21 protein-coding genes are annotated in these 19,659 nt (G+C 60.5%); 17 read left to right on the top strand and 4 right to left on the bottom strand.

Going from position 1 to position 19,659, the window contains the following annotated elements; all coding sequences use genetic code 11:
- Nucleotide 1 precedes the first annotated feature (1 nt).
- Together ACO07T_RS03220 and ACO07T_RS03225 are read right to left on the bottom strand one after the other, a co-directional pair.
- Entirely contained in the window at nt 2-1,318 is a 1,317-nt protein-coding gene (locus ACO07T_RS03220) for a hypothetical protein (RefSeq protein WP_422048235.1), read from the bottom strand.
- The gene (locus ACO07T_RS03225) at nt 1,315-2,922 is read right to left on the bottom strand and encodes an AMP-binding protein (RefSeq protein ID WP_422048236.1); all 1,608 of its coding nucleotides are present in this window, start codon (nt 2,920-2,922) and stop codon (nt 1,315-1,317) included. The genes ACO07T_RS03220 and ACO07T_RS03225 overlap by 4 nt, the downstream gene beginning before the upstream one ends.
- Nucleotides 2,923-3,090: 168 nt before the next feature.
- Between ACO07T_RS03225 and ACO07T_RS03230 the strand changes: the two genes are divergently transcribed.
- From ACO07T_RS03230 to lpxK, 17 genes are all read left to right on the top strand, one after another.
- The gene (locus ACO07T_RS03230) at nt 3,091-3,930 is read left to right on the top strand and encodes a DUF6502 family protein (protein WP_422048237.1); all 840 of its coding nucleotides are present in this window, start codon (nt 3,091-3,093) and stop codon (nt 3,928-3,930) included.
- Nucleotides 3,927-4,826, top strand: coding sequence for a DUF5666 domain-containing protein (locus ACO07T_RS03235; RefSeq protein ID WP_422048239.1), 900 nt, complete (start codon nt 3,927-3,929; stop codon nt 4,824-4,826). Before ACO07T_RS03230 ends, ACO07T_RS03235 begins: the two co-directional genes overlap by 4 nt.
- A 120-nt stretch (nt 4,827-4,946) precedes the next feature.
- On the top strand, nt 4,947-5,510 hold the full coding sequence (locus ACO07T_RS03240; protein ID WP_209064673.1) for a NifU family protein: 564 nt from the start codon (nt 4,947-4,949) through the stop codon (nt 5,508-5,510).
- 9 nt (nt 5,511-5,519) lie between these two features.
- A complete protein-coding gene (gene tsaB, locus ACO07T_RS03245; RefSeq protein WP_422048240.1) occupies nt 5,520-6,113 on the top strand; it encodes a tRNA (adenosine(37)-N6)-threonylcarbamoyltransferase complex dimerization subunit type 1 TsaB in 594 nt (197 codons plus the stop codon).
- A gap of 6 nt (nt 6,114-6,119) precedes the next feature.
- Nucleotides 6,120-6,533 (top strand): GNAT family N-acetyltransferase, encoded by a 414-nt coding sequence (locus ACO07T_RS03250; protein WP_422048241.1) that lies wholly within the window; start codon nt 6,120-6,122, stop codon nt 6,531-6,533.
- A gap of 166 nt (nt 6,534-6,699) precedes the next feature.
- A complete protein-coding gene (locus ACO07T_RS03255; protein ID WP_422048242.1) occupies nt 6,700-7,689 on the top strand; it encodes a BMP family lipoprotein in 990 nt (329 codons plus the stop codon).
- A gap of 86 nt (nt 7,690-7,775) precedes the next feature.
- Entirely contained in the window at nt 7,776-8,132 is a 357-nt protein-coding gene (locus tag ACO07T_RS03260; RefSeq protein WP_422048243.1) for a molecular chaperone GroEL, read from the top strand.
- Complete coding sequence (locus ACO07T_RS03265) at nt 8,129-9,712, top strand: ABC transporter ATP-binding protein (protein ID WP_422048244.1); 1,584 nt, start codon at nt 8,129-8,131, stop codon at nt 9,710-9,712. Before ACO07T_RS03260 ends, ACO07T_RS03265 begins: the two co-directional genes overlap by 4 nt.
- Nucleotides 9,705-10,799, top strand: coding sequence for an ABC transporter permease (locus ACO07T_RS03270; protein ID WP_422048245.1), 1,095 nt, complete (start codon nt 9,705-9,707; stop codon nt 10,797-10,799). The genes ACO07T_RS03265 and ACO07T_RS03270 overlap by 8 nt, the downstream gene beginning before the upstream one ends.
- Nucleotides 10,799-11,809: an ABC transporter permease gene (locus tag ACO07T_RS03275; RefSeq protein WP_422048246.1), complete on the top strand. Its 1,011-nt coding sequence runs from the start codon at nt 10,799-10,801 to the stop codon at nt 11,807-11,809. Before ACO07T_RS03270 ends, ACO07T_RS03275 begins: the two co-directional genes overlap by 1 nt.
- Before the next feature lie 108 nt (nt 11,810-11,917).
- On the top strand, nt 11,918-12,835 hold the full coding sequence (locus ACO07T_RS03280) for a sulfite exporter TauE/SafE family protein (RefSeq protein ID WP_209064658.1): 918 nt from the start codon (nt 11,918-11,920) through the stop codon (nt 12,833-12,835).
- Nucleotides 12,835-13,593: a TIGR02186 family protein gene (locus ACO07T_RS03285; RefSeq protein ID WP_422048247.1), complete on the top strand. Its 759-nt coding sequence runs from the start codon at nt 12,835-12,837 to the stop codon at nt 13,591-13,593. The genes ACO07T_RS03280 and ACO07T_RS03285 overlap by 1 nt, the downstream gene beginning before the upstream one ends.
- A 72-nt stretch (nt 13,594-13,665) precedes the next feature.
- Nucleotides 13,666-15,012, top strand: a complete 1,347-nt coding sequence (locus ACO07T_RS03290; RefSeq protein ID WP_422048248.1) for a TldD/PmbA family protein — start codon at nt 13,666-13,668, stop codon at nt 15,010-15,012.
- On the top strand, nt 14,999-15,790 hold the full coding sequence (locus ACO07T_RS03295; protein WP_422048249.1) for a 3'(2'),5'-bisphosphate nucleotidase CysQ: 792 nt from the start codon (nt 14,999-15,001) through the stop codon (nt 15,788-15,790). Before ACO07T_RS03290 ends, ACO07T_RS03295 begins: the two co-directional genes overlap by 14 nt.
- 125 nt (nt 15,791-15,915) lie before the next feature.
- Nucleotides 15,916-16,158 (top strand): DUF4170 domain-containing protein, encoded by a 243-nt coding sequence (locus ACO07T_RS03300; RefSeq protein WP_209064649.1) that lies wholly within the window; start codon nt 15,916-15,918, stop codon nt 16,156-16,158.
- A 7-nt stretch (nt 16,159-16,165) separates the two neighbouring features.
- A complete protein-coding gene (locus ACO07T_RS03305) occupies nt 16,166-17,380 on the top strand; it encodes a 3-deoxy-D-manno-octulosonic acid transferase (RefSeq protein ID WP_422048250.1) in 1,215 nt (404 codons plus the stop codon).
- Nucleotides 17,377-18,384, top strand: a complete 1,008-nt coding sequence (lpxK, locus tag ACO07T_RS03310; RefSeq protein WP_422048251.1) for a tetraacyldisaccharide 4'-kinase — start codon at nt 17,377-17,379, stop codon at nt 18,382-18,384. Before ACO07T_RS03305 ends, lpxK begins: the two co-directional genes overlap by 4 nt.
- A 25-nt stretch (nt 18,385-18,409) precedes the next feature.
- Here the strand turns inward: lpxK and ACO07T_RS03315 are convergent, their stop codons facing one another.
- Both ACO07T_RS03315 and ACO07T_RS03320 read right to left on the bottom strand, forming a co-directional pair.
- Nucleotides 18,410-19,093 (bottom strand): DsbA family protein, encoded by a 684-nt coding sequence (locus ACO07T_RS03315; RefSeq protein ID WP_422048252.1) that lies wholly within the window; start codon nt 19,091-19,093, stop codon nt 18,410-18,412.
- Nucleotides 19,094-19,615 (bottom strand): DUF721 domain-containing protein, encoded by a 522-nt coding sequence (locus ACO07T_RS03320; RefSeq protein ID WP_209078747.1) that lies wholly within the window; start codon nt 19,613-19,615, stop codon nt 19,094-19,096.
- Nucleotides 19,616-19,659: the final 44 nt, after the last annotated feature.

The raw sequence follows: 19,659 nt of genomic DNA on the forward strand, positions 1-19,659 counted from the left end.
ATCAACTGTCCCAAATTGCACCGAAAGCGGGGATGCCTTCGCGTTCCATGTCATAGATCACCTGTTGGGTGAGCTTCTGGTTGGAGATCACAATCACCGCCTCGGCTCCGGTCTGGCGCACCGCCTCAAGTGCAAGGGCGGAGAGGTTGGGTTTGCCACGGGCATCCGTGTCCCAGATCAGCGGATCATGGGTGTTGCTTTCGATCTCATCCACCAGCGCATCCCCATAGGTCTTGCGCGGCGACCGGGTGGACCAGATCAGCTTGTTGGGCACCTCATGGGCCAAAAGATGCGGCAGAATCGGGCCAATGCCGCTGCCGGTGCCGACATAGACCACCTTTTTAAAGAGCACCTCGATGCGGGCCACGCCCGAGGTGGTGATGCCTTTGACCCAGACGTGGCTGGGGGGCGTGTCGATGAAGCGCCCGGTCCAGTCCCCTGCCCGGCTGATCACCAGACGGTAGCCCGCCTCCCCCGGGGTGGGGATGTTGGCAAAGGAGTGCCATTCGCGCAGCGGGCTGAGGCTGAGCGCGTTGGAGGAGCCAGCAAAGGGAGTGTCACCATAGTTAAAGCGCACCACAACCGCGTGGTTGGAGGGCTTTTCCACCTCGATTGGCACCTTCTTGAGGGTCAGCCACGGGGAGACAATCGACAGCGTCAGCACGCAGAGCAGCCAGAAGGCGAGGCTCTCGGTCATCGGCTGTCCCGCATCGCGCAGCATGGAGGCATTGTGGAGCCAGAACAGCCCCAGCAGCGACCAACCCGCGAAACGGTGGATGTGCTCAAAGCGGTTGTGAAACTTTTGACGGATGGGGCCGATGGCCGAGAGGATCATCAGGGTCATGAGCCCCACCATGAAGCCGGTCAGCCACAGCGTTTGCAGAGAGGCTCCGCCGGTGCCGTTTAGCGCGTTTGACACAAGAGCAAAGAGCAGGAAGGCAAACCAGATCGACCCGGCCACCGCGCCGCCGGAGTGCAGCCCGCCAAAGTGGAAGACCTTGCCCGCGCCCCAGCGGATCCAGAGCGGCCAGCTGGTGGGAATGCGTGTGGCGAGCCAGAACAGCAAGTTCACCACGCGCTGTTGCCGGATCAGGATCGCCAGCGTGAAGTTCAAAAGCGCCACCTGCGCAATCGCGGCAGTGTGAAACCCTGCCGCGCTCTGCCAAACGCCGCCCGTGATGCCCTGCACAAAGACCCAGAGGTTCACGATGGCAACCACGGCGGCGAGCCGTCGGTATTCAATCAGAGAGGGGTGCCGCGTGATGTTTCGGAAGTTGAAGCGGCGGGTCGGCTTGATGTTGGTGGTCTGCGTGGTCATTCCGCTGCCTCCTGACCGCTGAGGCGGATCGCCTCTTCGGCGCGCTGCAACAGCAGACGTTTGTCGAGTTTGCCGCGCGGGGTCTTGGGCAGATCCGCCATGGGCAGCACCACTTTGGGCACACAGTAGTAGGGCAGTTTGTTTTCCACCCGCGCGCGCGCCTCTTTGGGGCAGACATCTGCGGGGCTGACAAAGGAGACCAGCGTGCGGTCGTCAAATTTCAGGGTCACCGCCTGTTCGCAGCAGGGGGTTTCTTCCAGAGCGCGGGAAACGCCATCGAGTTCCACGCGGAAGCCCCGGATTTTCACCAGATCATCGACACGACCGAAATGCAGCAGCTCTCCGGTTTCGGTCCAGGCGCCCAGATCGCGGGTGCGGAACATCAGATGGCCGGGGCGGAACGGATCAAGGCGATAGCGCTGTGCGTTGAGCTCCGGATTGGCGAGGTAGCCTGCGGTGACGCAATCTCCTCCGGCCCACATTTCTCCGGTCGCGCCAAATGGCAGCGGGTTCAGCGCCTCATCAAGGATATAGACCGTGTTGTTGGGGGTCGGCTTACCGATGGTCAGATCGGCCTTTTCTGGGTGATGACGCATTGCGGTGTTGATGATGGTGGTCTCGGTTGGGCCGCAGGAGTTGTAGAAATCACAAAAGCTGCCCCATTTATCCGCCAGAGGGCGCGGGCAGGGTTCGCCCGCCACGGCAGCGGCTTTGACCTGCTGGCAGGCGGTAGCGTCAAGGGAGCCAAGAATAGACGGGGTGGCGATCAGAATGTCCACGGTTTCAGCGGTGGCCTGAATATCGCAACCCCGGATCACCAGCGTTGCGCCGTTTGAGAGACAGCCGAGAATTTCCCAAGCAGCCATGTCAAAGGCGATGGAAAGGATTTGCCCGACGCGCAGACCGGGGCGCATGCCGAGATCACCCGGCGCGGTCAGAAGGATGTTGGCGAGGTTCTGATGGGTGACCTGCACCCCATTGGGCACCCCTGTGGTGCCCGAGGTGAAGAGCACCATGCAAATGTCATCACCATGCAGATCTGCCATCCCGCTCAGGCGCGGCAAAGAGGCATCCCGCATCACCTCCTCGATCGCCAGAAGGTGCTGGCCCTCCTCCAGAGGCACTTCGCCCTGCCGGGCCTCCAGTGTCAGGACAACCTTGGCTTTGGTGACGGTGGAGATATGGCGCAGCGCGCTTTCAGTGGCGACGCCAAGGTGCTGCGGCACATAGATCGCGCCAAGTTTCATAATGGCCAGAATGCCCACAACCATCGGAATGGAGCGTTTCAGATAGAGGCCCACTGCGTCCTGATGGCCGATGCCGAGATCGCGCAGCTTCTGGGCCAGACGGTCAGACGCCTCATCCAGCGCGCCATAGGTCATGGTCTCGCCTTCGCATTCCAGCGCAACCGCTTCCGGTTGTAGGGCGGCGTAATGCGCAAAGCCCGCCAGCACAGAGGCAAACCGTGGTGTGACCTGCGGGCCAAAGCCGAAACGGGTGAACCAATCGCCGGGGATGTTTGGGGTCTCTTCTGCGAGGGGTGCGCCGTCTTTTGTCAAAGAGAGGGAGAACCCGTTTTCAAAATTCTGGGCCAAGTTGTGCATTCTGCTGTCCTTCCGCTATGCTCACGTAAATGTTTATGGGAATTTTTCCCACGACAACTCACGTTTTCGTGAATTTCCTTTCTTCTCAGGGGAAAAAAGCGCATATGTTTGCGGGGATTTTTGGGACTTGGAATGGGAAATACGACACGAAGCACCACGACAGACAGGATGGAACGCGCGCTCTCAGCCTTGCTGAATCCCCTGTCTAAACTGCTGATCAAAAACAATTTGGACGTGCAAACAGCCACCGAAGCCCTGAAACGTGCTTTGGTGAACGAAGGGCTGTCCGATGAGAGCGCCACCGACAGTCAGGTGAGTTTGCGCACCGGCGTGCACCGCAAAGATGTTAAGCGGCTGCGTGCTGACATTGAGAGCGGGCAGACGAAAAAGATTCCCACACGGGGAATCGCTTTGGTGCTGACAACCTGGTCTCAGGAGCTGCCTTTTTGCGATGCGGCAGGCCAGCCGCGCCTGCTGCCGCGCAAAGGACGACCCGATGCACCCGGGTTTGACGAGCTGATCAAAACCAGCAAGGTCGACCTTGCGGCGGCCACTGTCCTGTCAGAGCTTGAACGTCAGGATCTGATCAAACGCCATCCGGATGGGCAGCTAGAATTGCTGTCAGCGACCTTTGTGGCGCAATCCGGTGATGCGGCGATTGATGCCTTTGAGGCGACGGTGGGGGACCATTTGCGAATTGCCACGGAAAACGTGCTGTCCCCGCCCGGTGCGCCGCGCCAGTTTGATCAGGTGCTGCGCTACTCTCACCTCTCTGCCAGCTCGGTTGCCGCGCTGGAAGCAGAGGCACGCAAGATGGCACAAAGCTATCTTGAGACGCTCAACGCCATGGCGCACCGTTTGCAAAGCGAAGACGATGCGTCCGGGCAGTTGGCAAACGGCCGTTTTGTCACCGGTGCTTTCATTGCGCCGATACATCCGACCGATACTTCCACGCCAGAAGGCGTGGCCACCCCCGAGAAGAATTCCGAGGAAGACACCAAAACATGAGCGGTTTTCTGAAACTGAGCGCATTATGCGCGTTTGTGATAGCCAGCAGCGCCCTGCCCGTCTCTGCTGGCGAAGAAAAGGAGGCGCGTGAAGGCGGTCTCACCGGCACGGGTATTGTCGGCGAAATTGTCAAACTGGGCAGCATCATCGTGAACACGCAGCGCATCACCTTTGCGCCCGATATGCAGGTGAGCTCTGCGGCTGGCTCCAAACCGGCCAGCGCGTTGCGCCCCGGGCAAACCGTGGCCGTGGCCGTGCAAAGGGACGGCGATCATTGGGCCGCAGATGCGATTGCGCAAGTGCATCCGATTGTCGGCCCTGTGAGCGAGGTGCATCCAGATGCCTTTGTGGTCATGGGCGCACGCATCCTGAAAGATGCGCGCGCGCCTGAGGTGACCGTGGGCGATTGGATTGCCGTGAGCGGTTTTTGGAACCGCGAAACAGTGATTGCCACCGCCATTGAGGTGGTGCCCCCGCAGGCGCAGGCCAGCGTGCAGGGCAGCTATGCCTCCGCCCCTGAGGGCACCCCATCATGGCAACTGGGTGCCGTGACCATGAACGGGCCGCGCCCGGAACATGCGACAGAGGGGCAGATCCTTCGAGTCTATGGCACAGCGCAGCGCGACGGGCTTGAGGTGCGCGATATGCGTCTTGGCGTGTTTGATGCCCCTAAAGCGCTGGTGCTCGCGGAGGGCTATTTTTCCGTGGTCTCTGCCACCGGGCACTACACTGTCGCAGGCAGTGGGCTGTCGTCCTACACAGAGCAACGCGGCGATGTGATGACCCAAGACAAGGTGCGCATTTGCGGGGTGGACGGGTCCATCGTGAAACCTGATGCGGTGCTGAGCGCGGAAACACGCGCGCAGCTGCGCGTTTTGGGCTGCCCGACGCCATAAAGGCTGGAGAGCGCTGCCATCACTTACGCAGCGCTCTCCCATCTCAGTTTAGAATGAATCTAAACCTTGACTAATCACAACCGCAGGCGCATATCAAATCTTGATAGGAAAGGTCTGCCAATGTTCATTCAAACGGAATCCACCCCGAACCCTGCAACGCTGAAGTTTCTGCCCGGGCAGACTGTGTTGGAAATGGGCACCGCCGATTTCCCGACTGCGGATGGCGCGGCAGCCTCCCCTCTGGCGACCCGCATCTTTGCGGTGAATGGCGTGGCGGGCGTGTTCTTCGGCAATGACTTTGTGACCGTGACCAAAGCGGACGGCATTGAGTGGGATCACATCAAACCGTCGATCCTAGGCGCGATCATGGAGCACTATCAGTCTGGCCAGCCTGTGATGGCAGGTGAGGCGACCGCCCCCTCCGGTCACGCGGAGCACACTGGCGAAGATGGCGAGATTGTTGGCCAGATCAAAGAGCTTCTGGACACACGTGTGCGTCCGGCAGTGGCTCAGGATGGCGGCGACATCACCTTCCACGGTTTCGACCGCGGTGTTGTGTATCTGCACATGCAGGGCGCTTGCGCTGGCTGCCCCTCCTCTACGCTGACCCTGAAAATGGGCATCGAGAACCTGCTGCGTCACTACATTCCTGAAGTGACCGAAGTGCGTCCGGTCGCGGTGTAATTTCTACCCATGACGGCCCCACTGGTCCTGAGTTTTGACACATCGGCCGCGCATGTCGCGGCCGCTTTGCTGTCTGGTGAGCACATCATCGGCTTTAAAGTCGAAGAGATGAGGCGCGGGCAGGCGGAGCGCCTGATGCCGATGCTGGAAGAGGTTTTGAAAGAGGCCCGAAAAAGCTGGCAAAATCTGGATGCGATTGGCGTGGGGGTTGGCCCCGGCAATTTTACCGGCATCCGCATATCCGTCTCCGCCGCGCGCGGCCTCGCGCTGGGGCTTGGCATTCCGGCGGTGGGCGTGAACAGCTTTGACGCGATTGAAGCCGGGTTAGACCACCCCGCAGTGCCCGTTGTGCCCGGACCGCGCGGGCAAGGTTATCTCTCTCCCAAAGGAGAAGTGCCTTATCTCGCAACGCAGGACGAATTGATCGATATCATGGAAGATATCGCGCTCGCGCATCCCGTGCCCGAAAGCCTTGTCGTACAGATCGCCCGCTTGGCGGCAAAACGCTATCTGGACAGCCCCCCTGCCCCGGCACCGCTCTACATCAAGCCTGCGGATGCGGCGCCGCCCAAGGACCCTGCTCCGGTCATTTTGGATCAGTGATCCGCCATGACGCCTGAGACCATGGCCGCGATCCACGGCGCCGCTTTCACAGACAGCCGCTCCTGGGATGCCAAAGAAATAAGCGGGCTGCTTCAGTCACGACTGGTGTTTTTTGTCTCGGTTGACGCTGGGTTCGCTTTGGGTCGTGCGGTGGCAGACGAATGCGAACTCCTGACAGTGGCTGTACACCCTGACGCCCGGCGGCGTGGTTTCGGCTTGTTATTATTGGAAAAATACGAGGCGGAAGCCAGTGCACGCGGGGCTGCCACAAGCTTTCTGGAAGTGGCGGAGGACAACGCGGCTGCGCTTGCGCTCTATGAGCGCTGCGGCTACGAAATATATGGCACGCGGCCCGGCTACTACACACGCACAGACGGGCAGCAAATCGCTGCATGCCTCCTAAAAAAGGCGCTAAACTGATCGGGGGCCTGATTCGAATGTCACCTTTTTGGCCAAATGGTCAAAATAAAGTTGACCGCTTCGGTATCAATCGCCTTAGTTACATGATGGTCCGGCGGGACATGAACAATAGACGGGACGGCACTCGCAACGAAACGACCGCCCCGCTCAACACTGGGAGACTTAAATGAGCCTGATGCACAAATTTCTTGGCGCTGCGGCAGCTGCGGCCCTTTCTGCAGGTGCAGCCCTGGCAGAACCGGCGCTGATCTTTGACCTCGGCGGCAAGTTCGACAAATCCTTCAACGAAGCGGCCTTTGGCGGCGCAACCCGCTGGGCAGAAGAAACCGGCGGCAGCTTCCGCGAGATCGAACTGCAGTCTGAAGCACAGCGTGAGCAGGCTCTGCGCCGCTTTGCAGAAGCGGGTGCCAACCCAATCGTTATGGCCGGCTTTGCGTTTGGCAACGTGCTGGGCGAAGTGGCGGGCGACTATCCTGACACCAAATTTGCCATCATCGACATGGTTGTTGACGCGCCAAACGTGCGCTCCGTTGTATTCAACGAGCACGAAGGCTCCTACCTCGTCGGCATGATGGCGGCGCAGGCGTCCAAATCCGGCACCGTGGGCTTCATCGGTGGCATGGACATCCCGCTGATCCGTAAATTCGCCTGTGGCTACGTTCAGGGCGTGAAAGCGGTGAACCCGGACGCAACCGTGATTCAGAACATGACCGGCACAACACCTGCCGCATGGAATGACCCGGTAAAAGGTTCCGAGCTGACCAAAGCGCAGATCAGCCAGGGTGCGGACGTTGTTTATGCAGCGGCAGGCGGCACCGGTGTTGGCGTTCTGCAGACCGCAGCGGATGAGGGCATCCTCTCCATCGGTGTGGACAGCAACCAGAACCACCTGCACCCAGGCAAAGTCCTGACTTCCATGATGAAGCGCGTGGACAACGCGGTTTACGAAGCCATGAAGGCGGGTGACGCGCTGGAAACCGGCTTCAACGTGATGGGCGTGGCCAACGGCGGCGTCGGCTATGCGATGGACGAATACAACGCTGAGTTGGTTTCTGCGGACATGGCTGCCGCAGTTGATGCAGCAAGCGGTAAAATTGCTTCCGGTGAGCTGGCTGTGCACGATTACATGAGTGACAACAGCTGCCCAGTGGAATAACAGGCGCCCGGGATCCATCCCGGAGCTCTTTAAGGGGGCCGTGCCATGGCGGTGCGGCCCCTAAAACGTAAAAGGGGGACAAGTTCATGCCAGACTACGTGACCGCTTTCTTCGCCACCTGGGCAGAGGCAGACGCTGACACACGCAGCGCCACACTTGCCGAAGTCATAGCTAAAAACTTCTCCTATTGCGATCCCAATGCCCCAGAGACGATTTCCGATCTGGACGCGCTGAGCAGCTATATCGGCATGTTCACGCAATATGCCCCTGGCGCGACTGCGCAGGTGGTCAGAACCAGCGAGACCAAAGGCCACCAAAGGGTGACCGTTGCCTTTCGCATGGCCGACGGCAAAGAGCAGCTTGGCCAATATTTCGTGGAACTTGACGCCGATGGGCGCGCAACGCGCATGGTCGGCTTCGCAGGACTGGGAGAGCCTGAATGACGGCGCCTGCCATTGAACTAAAAGGCATATCCAAAGCCTTTGGCCCTGTTCAGGCCAACAAGGATATCTCGATCTCGGTGCAGCCTGGCACCATTCACGGCATCATCGGCGAAAACGGCGCGGGAAAATCCACGCTGATGTCGATCCTGTACGGCTTTTACAAAGCGGATGCCGGGGAGATCTTTATAAAGGGACAAAAGACCCCGATCCCGGACAGCCAAGCCGCCATCAGCGCAGGCATCGGGATGGTGTTTCAGCACTTCAAGCTGGTGGAGAACTTCACGGTTCTGGAAAACATCATTCTGGGGGCCGAAGACGGCGCGATGCTCAACACCTCTTTGGGCAATGCGCGCCGCGAGCTGAAGCATCTGGCGGATGAATACGGCCTGAACGTGGATCCGGATGCGGTGATCGAAAACCTCTCTGTGGGCCATCAGCAGCGCGTGGAAATCCTCAAGGCGCTGTATCGCAAGGCGGAAATCCTGATTCTGGACGAGCCGACCGGCGTGCTGACCCCAGCCGAAGCTGATCAGCTGTTCCGCATTCTGGACCGGCTGCGCGAAGAGGGCAAAACCATCATCCTGATCACACACAAGCTGCGTGAGATCATGGAATACACCGACACGGTTTCGGTGATGCGGCGTGGTCAGATGACCGCCACGGTGAAGACCAAGGAGACCTCACCTGAAGAGCTCGCCGAGCTGATGGTGGGGCGCAAAGTGCTTCTGCGCGTTGACAAAAAACCGGCTGAGCCGGGCGTCACCATTCTGGATGTGCAGGGCTTGCGCGTTGTGGATGACGCGGGCGTTGAGCGTGTCAAAGGCATCGACCTCAATGTGCGTGCCGGTGAGATTGTCGGGATTGCAGGGGTGGCCGGGAACGGCCAATCCGAGCTGCTGGAAGTGCTTGGCGGTTATGCTGAAGGCACCGGCACCATTCTGGTCAATGGCGAGCCGCTCCCGCTGAGCGGACATGGCGCTGACGGACAGGCGCGCCGCGCGGCCGGGGTGAGCCACGTGCCGGAAGACCGGCAGCGCGAAGGCCTGATCATGGAGTTTTCCGCTTGGGAAAACACCGTGTTTGGCTACCATCTGGAACCGGAAATCCAGAACGGCGTTCTGATGGACAACAAAGCCATCTATGAGGATGCCGAAGCCAAGATGGAGCGCTTTGACGTGCGCCCGCCCGATCCGAAACTGGCGGCCAAGAACTTCTCTGGCGGCAACCAGCAGAAAATCGTTCTGGCGCGCGAAATCGAGCGCAATCCGGACCTGCTGCTGATTGGCCAGCCGACCCGCGGTGTGGACATCGGCGCAATCGAGTTCATCCACCAGCAGATCGTGAACCTGCGCGATCAGGGCAAAGCGATCCTGCTGGTGTCTGTGGAACTTGATGAGATCATGTCCCTCTCTGACCGGATTGCGGTCATGTTTGACGGCCACATCATGGGTGAGCGCGATCCGGCGCAGACCAATGAAAAAGAGCTGGGCCTTCTGATGGCCGGGATCACCGACACCTCCGCAGTTGCAGGCAACGGCGGCAATGACACCACTGAACAGGAGGTCCACGCCGATGGATAAGATGCCTAAATGGGCTGACATCGTCCTGATCCCCCTTATCTCGCTGCTATTGGCGGCTTTTTTCTCCGCATTGGTGATTTTGGCCATTGGCGAAAACCCGATTGAAGCGTTGAAACTGATGATCGACGGGGCGCTGATGCGCTCGGCTGGCTGGGGCTACACGCTCTATTACGCCACCAACTTCATCTTCACAGGCCTTGCGGTCTCGGTCGCGTTCCACGCACGTCTGTTCAACATCGGCGGCGAAGGCCAGGCGATGCTGGGGGGCCTCGGCGTGGCGCTGGTGTGCCTTTACATCCCTTGGCCCCATTGGTCTTTGTCGATCCTCGGCGCTTCTGTAGGTGCAGCGCTGTTTGGCGCGCTATGGGCGCTGATCCCGGCCTATCTGCAGGCCAAACGCGGCAGCCACATCGTGATCACCACCATCATGTTCAACTTCATCGCTGCGGCGCTGTTGAACTATGTGCTGGTGGAAATGCTGCGGCCTGTGGGCGCGATGGATCCGGCCTCGGCCAAGTTCCCGGAGGCGACCCATCTGCCGTCATTCCAGGATATGTTCTCCACCGCAGAGGCACCCATGTTCCGCGGGGCCCCTGCAAACGTGACCTTCTTCCTCGCGCTGATTGCCTGTTTTGTGGTCTGGGCGCTGATCTGGCGCACACGGCTTGGCTATGAAATCCGTGCCTTTGGCCAATCGGAAACGGCCGCCAAATACGCCGGCATCAGCCCAGTGCGCATCACCGTGATCGCCATGCTGATCTCCGGTGCGCTGGCCGGGATGATGTCTGTGAACACCACAATGGGGGAAAGCGAACGTCTGATCCTCAACAGCACCGAAGGCGCGGGCTTTATCGGCATCGCGGTGGCGCTGATGGGGCGCAACCATCCGTTTGGCGTGTTCCTCGCAGCCATCCTGTTTGGCTTCCTCTATCAGGGCGGCGCGGAACTGGCGCTCTGGACCAGCATCCCACGTGAGCTGATCGTGGTGATCCAAGCGCTGGTGATCCTGTTCACCGGGGCGCTGGACAATATGGTGCGTCACCCGCTTGAGAAACTCTTTATCGCGCTGCGCCGGAGGAACGCCTGATGGACTTTCTGACACTGCTTCAGGTGCTGGACACATCTGTGCGTCTGGCAACACCTCTGCTGCTGGCCTGTCTCGCGGGCCTTTACTCGGAACGCTCCGGCGTGGTCGACATCGGCCTTGAGGGCAAAATGCTGGCAGCGGCGTTCTTTGCCGCCGCATTCGCCTATTACTCTGGCAATGCCTGGGTTGGCCTGCTGGCCGGGATTGGCGCGTCGATCATTCTTGCGGTGATCCACGGGCTGGCATCCGTCACCTTTCGCGGCAACCAGCTGATTTCCGGTGTGGCGATCAACTTCCTTGCGGCTGGCATGACCGTTCTGGCGGCGCAAAGCTGGTTCCGCCAAGGGGGCCGCACGCCGCCGCTGGAAGGCGCTGCGCGCTTCAACCCGATTGAGCTGCCGTTTGCGATTGGCCCGACGGACGCGGAGGCCGCAGGCCGCCCGCTGAGCCAGCTGATCGCAGAGGCTAGCCCGATGCAGCAGTTCTACTCCGAACTGATCTCCGGCCACTCGATCCTTGTCTATCTGGCGCTGCTGACGGTGCCTTTCACCTGGTGGCTGCTGTTCCGCACCCGCTTTGGCCTGCGCCTGCGCGCGGTTGGGGAAAATCCGGCAGCTGTGGATACGGCGGGCGTTTCGGTGGTCTGGCTGCGCTATGCGGCGGTGCTGATCTGCGGTGTGCTGTGCGGTGTGGCCGGGGCCTATCTCTCCTCCGCTCTGCAGGCTGGTTTTGTGAAAGACATGACCGCCGGTCGTGGCTTTATCGCGCTCGCGGCGCTGATCTTTGCCAAATGGCGTCCGGTCTATGCGCTGTGGGCCTGTCTGCTCTTTGGTCTGTTCCAAGCTTTGGAGCTGCGTCCGGACATCATCGAGAATGTTTCCGGCATCAAGGTTCAGGTGCAGCTCTTGGGCGCGCTGCCCTATATCCTGACCGTGGTGATCCTCGCAGGCTTTGTCGGCAAGGCGATCCCGCCACGTGCCAGCGGCGAGCCCTACGTCAAAGAGCGCTAAATCCGCAACCGGACGATAAGTCCAGTTTTCGGTCAATGATCTGTCCTGCCAGCGTTTTATCGACGCTGGCAGGTTGCTTTTGAGAGCCCTGTAGCGCTATCAAAAATTATGCAGATTTACCTCCCCATCGCCGAAGTTTCCGTCAACGCATTCCTGCTGCTTGGACTGGGCGGCATGGTGGGCATTCTTTCGGGGATGTTCGGGGTTGGCGGCGGATTTTTGATGACGCCGCTTTTGTTTTTCATCGGCATCCCGCCGGCCGTCGCGGTTGCGACGGAAGCGAACCAGATTGTGGCCTCCTCGTTCAGTGGTGTGCTGGCGCATCTGAAGCGAAAAACCGTGGACCTCAAAATGGGCACGGTGCTGCTGTCCGGCGGGCTGATAGGGGCCGCGCTTGGGGTGGTGGTGTTCAACTATCTGAAGTCGCAGGGCCAGGTCGATTTGCTGGTACGGCTTTGCTATGTGGTCTTTCTCGGCGTGATCGGCTCTCTGATGTTCATCGAGAGCCTCAACGCGATCCGCAAATCGCGCAAGAACGCCGGACCACCCAAACGCAAGAAACACAACTGGGTGCATGGTCTGCCGCTGAAGATGCGCTTTCGTGTGTCCGGTCTCTACATCTCTGTGATCCCGCCGATGATGGTGGGCGTGCTGGTGGGCATCCTGTCAGCCATCATGGGCGTTGGCGGCGGGTTCATCATGGTGCCAGCGATGATCTATCTACTGGGGATGCCAACCAAAGTGGTTGTGGGCACCTCGCTGTTTCAGATCATCTTTGTCACCGGCTTCACCACGCTTTTGCACGCCACCACCAACTTCACCGTGGACATCGCGCTGGCGGTTCTGTTGCTGGTGGGCGGTGTGATCGGCGCGCAGATTGGCACGCGGCTTGGCACCTACCTGAAGGCCGAACAGCTGCGCATTCTGCTGGCGCTTTTGGTGATCATGGTCTGCGCCAAACTGGCGCTCGACCTGCTGCTGCAACCCAGCGAGCTCTTTTCGCTTGGCGCGGTGGAGGGGCACTGATGCTGCGGATACTCTCTTTCTGCTTTGCCCTTGCCGCCAGCGCGTTGAGCGCAGAGGAAGTGGTGCTTGGTCTGAGCCAGGATCAGGTGGCGATCACCACAAACTTTGACGGCTCTGAGATCCTGCTGTTTGGTGCGGTGAAACGCGAGGCCCCCATCCCGGAAGAGCCGCTGGACGTGGTGATTGCCGTGTCCGGCCCATCCAGCCCGCTCACCGTGCGGCGCAAGGAGCGCAAGTTTGGCATCTGGGTGAACACCGATGCGGTGGAGATTGACGCCGCCCCAAGCTTTTATGCGGTGGCCACCTCAGCGCCGTTCACAGAAGCGATTTCCAACGTCGAAGACCAGCGCCACAAAGTGTCGATCCCGCGTGCGATCCGCTCTGTCGGAGCGCCGATGGAGGTGGAGGACGCCCAAAGCTTCAGCGAAGCGGTGATCCGCATCCGCACCGATGAAGGCCTGTATCAGCTGCGCGAAAACACTGTGGAAATCGAGCAGCAGACCCTGTTTCGCACCTCAATCCAGATGCCCGCCAACCTGACGGAAGGCGACTATCCCACCCGCATTTTCCTGACGCGGGATGGCAAGGTGGTGTCTCAGTTTGAGACGGTGATCAATGTGAACAAGGTGGGGCTGGAACGCTGGCTCTATGATTTGTCGCGCAATCAACCCTTGATTTACGGGATCATGTCATTGGCTATTGCGATTGCCGCAGGATGGCTGGCCTCTGCCGCGTTCCAGGTTTTGCGGCGCAACTGAGCCAGGCCAACGCGCTTGCGTCGCTGCGTCAGGGCGACTACCTGATAACAAACTCAAAAAGGGGCACAGGATATGTCGCAGACACCGGAAACGCTTGCAGGAATGATGCTGGAGGCCGCACAGAAAGCCGGTGCGGAAGCGGCGGATGCGATGGTGGTCTCTGGAACGTCGGTGTCCATCGAGGTGCGCGAAGGCAAGCTTGAGCAGGCAGAGCGCTCTGAGGGGGTGGACCTCGGGCTGCGTGTGCTGATCGGTCAACGTCAGGCCAATGTGTCCATTTCCGACACGCGCCCTGAAAGCATTGCAACCATGGCAGAGCGGGCGGTGGCCATGGCCAAAGAAGCGCCTGAGGATCCCTATGTGGGGTTGGCGGCGGCGGAGCAGCTTGTGCGCGATCCTGATATTGCCGCACTTGAGCTGTGTGACCCAACTGCCGAGCCCGCCCCTGATGCGCTGCAGGCGGATGCTTTGGCAGCCGAAGCCGCGGCTATGGCGGTCGACGGCGTGACGCAGGTGCAATCCTCCACTGGCGGATATAGCCACACAACGGTGCATTTGGCGGCGAGCAACGGGTTTTCCGGCGGATATGACCGCAGCAGCCGCGCCGTTTACACCACTGCCATCGCCGGAACCGGCGAGGCCATGGAGCGCGACTACGACGGAGATTCGCGTATCTTTCAGAGCGATCTGCGCTCCGCTTCCGAGATCGGCACCGAAGCCGGACAGCGCGCCATCGCCCGCCTGAACGCGCGCAAGCCAGAAACCGGGGCTTTCCCGGTGCTGTTTGATGAGCGCATTTCCTCATCGCTGATCGGACATCTGCTGGCGGCAGCAAACGGCGCCATGGTGGCGCGTGGCTCAAGCTGGCTGCGTGACAAGCAAGGCCAGCAGGTTCTGCCCGAAACGCTTTCCCTTATCGAAGACCCGCTGCGCCCGCGTGTCTCCGGCTCGCGCCCGTTTGATGCGGAAGGGCTGCCCACCGCGAAACGTGCGATTGTCGACAAAGGCGTGCTGACCGGCTGGACGCTTGATTTGGCCAATGCGCGCAAGCTGGGCATGGCCTCAACCGGCAATGCCGCGCGCGGCGTTTCAAGCCCGCCCTCCCCGAGCAGCTGGAATGTGGCGCTGACCCAAGGTGCGCAGTCGCGTGAGGCAATGATCAAAGACATGGGGCGTGGTCTGTTGGTGACATCGCTGATTGGCTCCACCATCAACCCGACAACCGGGGATTATTCTCGCGGGGCAGCCGGGTTCTGGGTCGAAAACGGCGAGATCGCCTATGCGGTGAATGAATGCACCATCGCCGGGAACCTGCATGACATGCTGCGCCATATCGTGCCAGCCAATGATGCGCGCGGCTACCTGTCGCGTGTGGTGCCCTCATTGCTGGTGGAAGGGATGACCCTTGCCGGCGCCTGACCTTCAGCTCCTGATCGATGCGGCGCTGGAGGCAGGTGAGATTGCCAAGCGCTATGACGGGCAAAACGCAAAGACCTGGCATAAGCCGGAGGGCGCTGGCCCCGTTACCGAGGCCGATCTGGCGGTGAATGACATGCTGGAGCGGGAGCTGCGCGGGGCGCGGCCCGACTATGGCTGGTTGAGCGAAGAGTCACTTGATGAAGGCAACCGGGTGCAGGACGCGCGGGTTTTTATCATCGACCCGATTGATGGCACCCGCAGCTTTATTGAAGGATCCAACACCTGGGCCCATTCGCTTGCGATTGCGGAACATGGCGAAGTGACCGCAGCGGTGGTCTATCTGCCACGACGGGACCGGCTTTATGTTGCGGAAAAGGGCCAAGGCGCCACGCTGAACGGCGAGCCGATCCAAGCGGCCACCATTGGAGAGCTCGCCGGGGCCAAGGTTCTGGCAGCCCGGCCCGCAATGGAGGCCGCGCTGTGGAAAGACACGCCTCCGGATTTCAATCGCGGCTATCGCCCCTCGCTGGCTTACCGCATGGCTTTGGTGGCGCAGGGCCGGTTTGACGCCATGCTGACCCTGCGCCCGACATGGGAATGGGACATTGCCGCTGGCGATCTGATTTTGCGTGAAGCCGGTGCGGCGACCTCTGACCGGCATGGAAATCCTTTGGTGTTCAACAATCCAGATCCCCGGCTTGCGGGCGTTGTGGCGGGCAATACCACCCTGCAGTCCAAGATTTGTGCGGCTCTGGCGCCAACCCATGCGCCGCAATAGGCAAAACCGCAAAAACCTTTGGGAAACGGGAAAAATTCCGCCTATTTCTCTATAACCTGCCCTCTTGAGACCGCGACGTAAGCGGCTTAGGTTGCGCGCAAATCCGCACCACAAAGGAGTGGCCCATGGCACAACGATTGCACCTCGTCTTTGGCGGCGAGCTGATCGACCCCACAAAAACCGCATTCAAAGACGTGGACGACATTCACGTTGTGGGCATCTTTCCGAACTACGAAAGCGCCTATGACGCTTGGAAAGCCGAAGCACAGCGCACCGTAGACAATGCGCATATGCGGTATTTCATCGCCCATTTGCACCGCCTGCGTGACGAAGGCGCAGAAGCCTCCTCCACGGAAGAACTCGGATAAAACTGGCATGCCGCGCTCGCTTGGTCTGACGACATATCTTGCGTTTGCGCGCCGCCAACCGCCACAGCTGGCTGCCATCACCACGCCACGACCGGCGGGTGAGCTGGTTTGGCTGCACTGTGCGGATCCAAAACGGGTGCGGACCCTCGCAAAACTGGGTCAGCGCCTGACCCGGCAGCGCGGGGCGAGCGCGTTTCTGATCACGACACCGCAGAGCAAGCCGCCCCAAGGGTTGCCGGAGGAGGCAATCTGGCAAAGCTGTCCCTCGGAAAACCCCAACGATATCAAAGCTTTTCTGATCCATTGGCAGCCCGATCTGTGCCTTTGGCTGGGGCCGGAGTTGCGTCCGGCGCTGATTGACGCGGTGTTTGAGCGGAATATCCCCTCGGTGCTGCTAGAGGCCAATCGCACCAAGATTGACCAGAAACGCCGCTGGGGGCCGGAGCCGACCCGCGCGACCCTGATGCGGTTCACCAAGATCTTCGCGCAAGGCAAAGAGGCGCGGAGCCGGTTCAAGAAATTGCTGCCGGAAACGGCAGAGATCACCCTGAGTGGTGAGCTGATGGAAGAGGCGCAGGCCTTGCCGGTTCAGGACAGCGATCTGGAGGAGCTGCGCGCATCGCTTTCTGGCCGCCCGGTCTGGCTGGCCGCGCGACTGCAGCCCAAAGAGCTGCCGCTGGTGCTCAACGCCTATCGGCAGATGCTGCGGCTGTCGTTTCGCACATTGCTGGTGGTTGTACCCGACAACGCAGAAGATGCCCCAGATATGCACCGGACCATTCAGGAAGACGGGTGGCGGGTTGCTGATTGGGAGGCCGGGGATTTTCCCGGGGAAGATACTCAAGTGCTGTTTGCACAGACGCCCGATGAGCTGGGCCTGTGGTACCGGCTTGCCCCGGTCAGCCTTGTGGGCTCTTCGCTGGTTGCCGGGGCTGGCGGGCGCGATCCGCTTGAACCGGCGGCACTTGGCAGTGCGATCCTCTATGGCCCGTCGGTGCGGCGCTATCTGAACAGCTACACGCGGCTGGCCAATGTGGGCGCGGCGCGGATTGTGAAAGACGCTGAAAGCCTGACCGCTGCGCTGATGTTTCTGGCTGCGCCCGATCAGGCGGCGGCGATGGCCCATGCGGGCTGGCAGGTTGTTTCTGACAGTGCCGCGGTTTCCGATATGGTGATTGAGCACGCACATGCGCTTTTGGATCAGCAAGAGGCGGTTTCATGAAAGAGCCAAAGTTCTGGTCCAACGCTCCGGACAAACCCGGCTGGCAGGCGCATCTGCTTGCGCCTTTGGGCGCGCTTTACGCCTCAGCGACGCGAAAGCGCATTCGGCAAAGTTCTGACGGCCACAAAGCCAATGTGCCGGTGATCTGTGTCGGCAACCTCAACGCCGGGGGCACGGGCAAGACTCCCACCGCAATCGCCTTGGTGCAGCATCTGCAGGCGCGCGGGAACACACCGCATGTGGTCTCGCGTGGATACGGCGGCGCGCTGGAAGGGCCTGTGCAGGTGGATGAACGCGCCCACCGCGCTGCGCAGACCGGCGATGAGCCGCTCTTGCTGGCGGCGTTTGCCCCAACCTGGGTGGCCAAAGACCGTGCCAAAGGCGTGGCTGCCGCTGAGGCGGCGGGGGCTGATGTGATCCTGCTGGATGACGGCTTTCAGAACCCCACGGTGCAGAAAGACGCCAGCATCATCGTGGTGGATGCGGCGCGCGGATTTGGCAACGGGCGTTGCATTCCCGCAGGCCCCTTGCGTGAACCCGTCGCGACGGGTCTGGCGCGGGCGGATGTGCTGCTGTCGATCGGGTCTGTGCAGGCGCAAGCACAGTTTGCAGCGCACTGGGGACAGGTGGTCTCCCTTCCCCATCTCACAGGCGCTTTAGAGCCACTTCCAACCGGCATGGACTGGCGGGAAACCCCGTTTCTGGCCTTTGCCGGGATTGGGCATCCGGAGAAGTTTTTTGAAACTTTGCGAGGGCTTGGCGCGACTCTGGTGCGCACGGAAGCGCTGGATGATCATCAGGCGCTGCCGCCATCGCTGTTGACCCGCCTCACATCAGAGGCCCGCGCGCTTGGGGCGCAGCTGGTCACAACGGAAAAGGATGCGGTGCGTTTGCCAATGGAGATGCGGGCGCAGGTGCTGACCCTGCCCGTGCGACTGGCCATTTCGGATTGGCAGCCGATTGAAACGCTCTTGACCCGGATTGGCGTGCCTGAGCGATCCTAGACCGCTCAGGCTTGAGCAAGTGGGCTTATTCGCCCAGCTTGCCGTCCAGAATCTCGCGCAGATCCGCGTAGTTCATGTTGGAATGCTGTTCGCCATCAATGATGAGCGTTGGCGTGGCCTGAACATTGTCCGCCGCTGCATTTTCCTGGAACCAAGCCACAAGCGCCTTGGCTTTGTCTTCGTCCTGCAGGCAGGCCTGAAGCGTGTCATCTTCCAGTCCGGCGAGGCGACCGGTTTTGCGCAGCGCATCCGCGATGGCCACCGGATCACCGGAGCTTGTCCATTCGCGCTGGGTTTCCATCAGGATATCGGTCATGCCGAAGAAACGCTCCTGACCGCCGCAGCGTGCCACCATGGAGGCCCACAGGCCATAGCGGTCAAAGTAGACATCGCGGAAGATGAACTTCACCTTGCCGGTGTCGATGTAATCGACCTTGAGGTCTTTGAAGACGTTCTCATGGAAGCTCGCACAGTGCGGGCAGGTGAAGGAGGCATATTCGATGATGGTGATCGGGGCGTCTTCGGCGCCAATCGCCATTTCCACGATCTCAGAGGACCCCGCATTTTCAGAGGAGACCGTCTGGATGTTGGACACCGCAGGCAGAATGGTGGAGACAGCGGTGGTCGTCGGCTGGCCCGCAGTCATCCAGTAGGCCCCGCCTGCAACAGCCATGGCTGCAGCGGCGATAAGGGGAACAAAACGGTTCATTTAGAAACCTTTCTTAGCATTTTTATTTTTCATAAGCACGTTGCCGGCAAGCTGTTCAAGCGCTTGCCGCAGTTCATTGTTCTGCACCGGGGCTGCGACCTGAGCGGCCTCTTGCTGGGTTGCGGGATCGGGTTTGGCCGCCTCTTTTTTGGGCGGGGCCGAGAATTGCACCTGACCTTCGGCAAAGCCGGTGGGGGCGGTCTGGGTGATGCGCAGATGGGCAATGGCGTTATAGCCGTAGGCGGCATTCACACGGTTGCGCAAAGTCTCTTTCTGCATTTCCAGCATGGGCGCATTGGCTCCGGTGGTGAGCACCGTGAGCGTCGCGCCGAAGCCTTTGCGGCCGTATTTCACATCCACGGGCCGACAAATGCGCGCGATATCCTGCCCCACGATCTCTGCCCAATGGGTGAGCACGCGGGTCTCCGCAAACCCCTTGCTTTCGCTGGCTTTGCGAATGCGATCCCGCAGGAGCGAGGAGGTGCGTTTGAACCCTTTGGTCGTGGTACGGCGCATGTTGATCTTGCATCCTCTGGTCGAGAGCTATTTTAGTGGCCCGACCCAGC

The organism is Shimia sp. (assembly GCF_965227725.1).
In the GTDB taxonomy this organism is placed as follows: domain Bacteria; phylum Pseudomonadota; class Alphaproteobacteria; order Rhodobacterales; family Rhodobacteraceae; genus Shimia.

Excerpts from the sequence above, each read along its gene's own strand:
- ACO07T_RS03220 (WP_422048235.1), bottom strand. The coding sequence starts at position 1,318 with ATGACCACGCAGACCACCAACATCAAGCCGACCCGCCGCTTCAACTTC.
- ACO07T_RS03225 (WP_422048236.1), bottom strand. The coding sequence starts at position 2,922 with ATGCACAACTTGGCCCAGAATTTTGAAAACGGGTTCTCCCTCTCTTTG.
- ACO07T_RS03230 (WP_422048237.1), top strand. The coding sequence starts at position 3,091 with ATGGAACGCGCGCTCTCAGCCTTGCTGAATCCCCTGTCTAAACTGCTG.
- ACO07T_RS03235 (WP_422048239.1), top strand. The coding sequence starts at position 3,927 with ATGAGCGGTTTTCTGAAACTGAGCGCATTATGCGCGTTTGTGATAGCC.
- ACO07T_RS03240 (WP_209064673.1), top strand. The coding sequence starts at position 4,947 with ATGTTCATTCAAACGGAATCCACCCCGAACCCTGCAACGCTGAAGTTT.
- tsaB (WP_422048240.1), top strand. The coding sequence starts at position 5,520 with ATGACGGCCCCACTGGTCCTGAGTTTTGACACATCGGCCGCGCATGTC.
- ACO07T_RS03250 (WP_422048241.1), top strand. The coding sequence starts at position 6,120 with ATGACGCCTGAGACCATGGCCGCGATCCACGGCGCCGCTTTCACAGAC.
- ACO07T_RS03255 (WP_422048242.1), top strand. The coding sequence starts at position 6,700 with ATGAGCCTGATGCACAAATTTCTTGGCGCTGCGGCAGCTGCGGCCCTT.
- ACO07T_RS03260 (WP_422048243.1), top strand. The coding sequence starts at position 7,776 with ATGCCAGACTACGTGACCGCTTTCTTCGCCACCTGGGCAGAGGCAGAC.
- ACO07T_RS03265 (WP_422048244.1), top strand. The coding sequence starts at position 8,129 with ATGACGGCGCCTGCCATTGAACTAAAAGGCATATCCAAAGCCTTTGGC.
- ACO07T_RS03270 (WP_422048245.1), top strand. The coding sequence starts at position 9,705 with ATGGATAAGATGCCTAAATGGGCTGACATCGTCCTGATCCCCCTTATC.
- ACO07T_RS03275 (WP_422048246.1), top strand. The coding sequence starts at position 10,799 with ATGGACTTTCTGACACTGCTTCAGGTGCTGGACACATCTGTGCGTCTG.
- ACO07T_RS03280 (WP_209064658.1), top strand. The coding sequence starts at position 11,918 with ATGCAGATTTACCTCCCCATCGCCGAAGTTTCCGTCAACGCATTCCTG.
- ACO07T_RS03285 (WP_422048247.1), top strand. The coding sequence starts at position 12,835 with ATGCTGCGGATACTCTCTTTCTGCTTTGCCCTTGCCGCCAGCGCGTTG.
- ACO07T_RS03290 (WP_422048248.1), top strand. The coding sequence starts at position 13,666 with ATGTCGCAGACACCGGAAACGCTTGCAGGAATGATGCTGGAGGCCGCA.
- ACO07T_RS03300 (WP_209064649.1), top strand. The coding sequence starts at position 15,916 with ATGGCACAACGATTGCACCTCGTCTTTGGCGGCGAGCTGATCGACCCC.
- ACO07T_RS03305 (WP_422048250.1), top strand. The coding sequence starts at position 16,166 with ATGCCGCGCTCGCTTGGTCTGACGACATATCTTGCGTTTGCGCGCCGC.
- lpxK (WP_422048251.1), top strand. The coding sequence starts at position 17,377 with ATGAAAGAGCCAAAGTTCTGGTCCAACGCTCCGGACAAACCCGGCTGG.
- ACO07T_RS03315 (WP_422048252.1), bottom strand. The coding sequence starts at position 19,093 with ATGAACCGTTTTGTTCCCCTTATCGCCGCTGCAGCCATGGCTGTTGCA.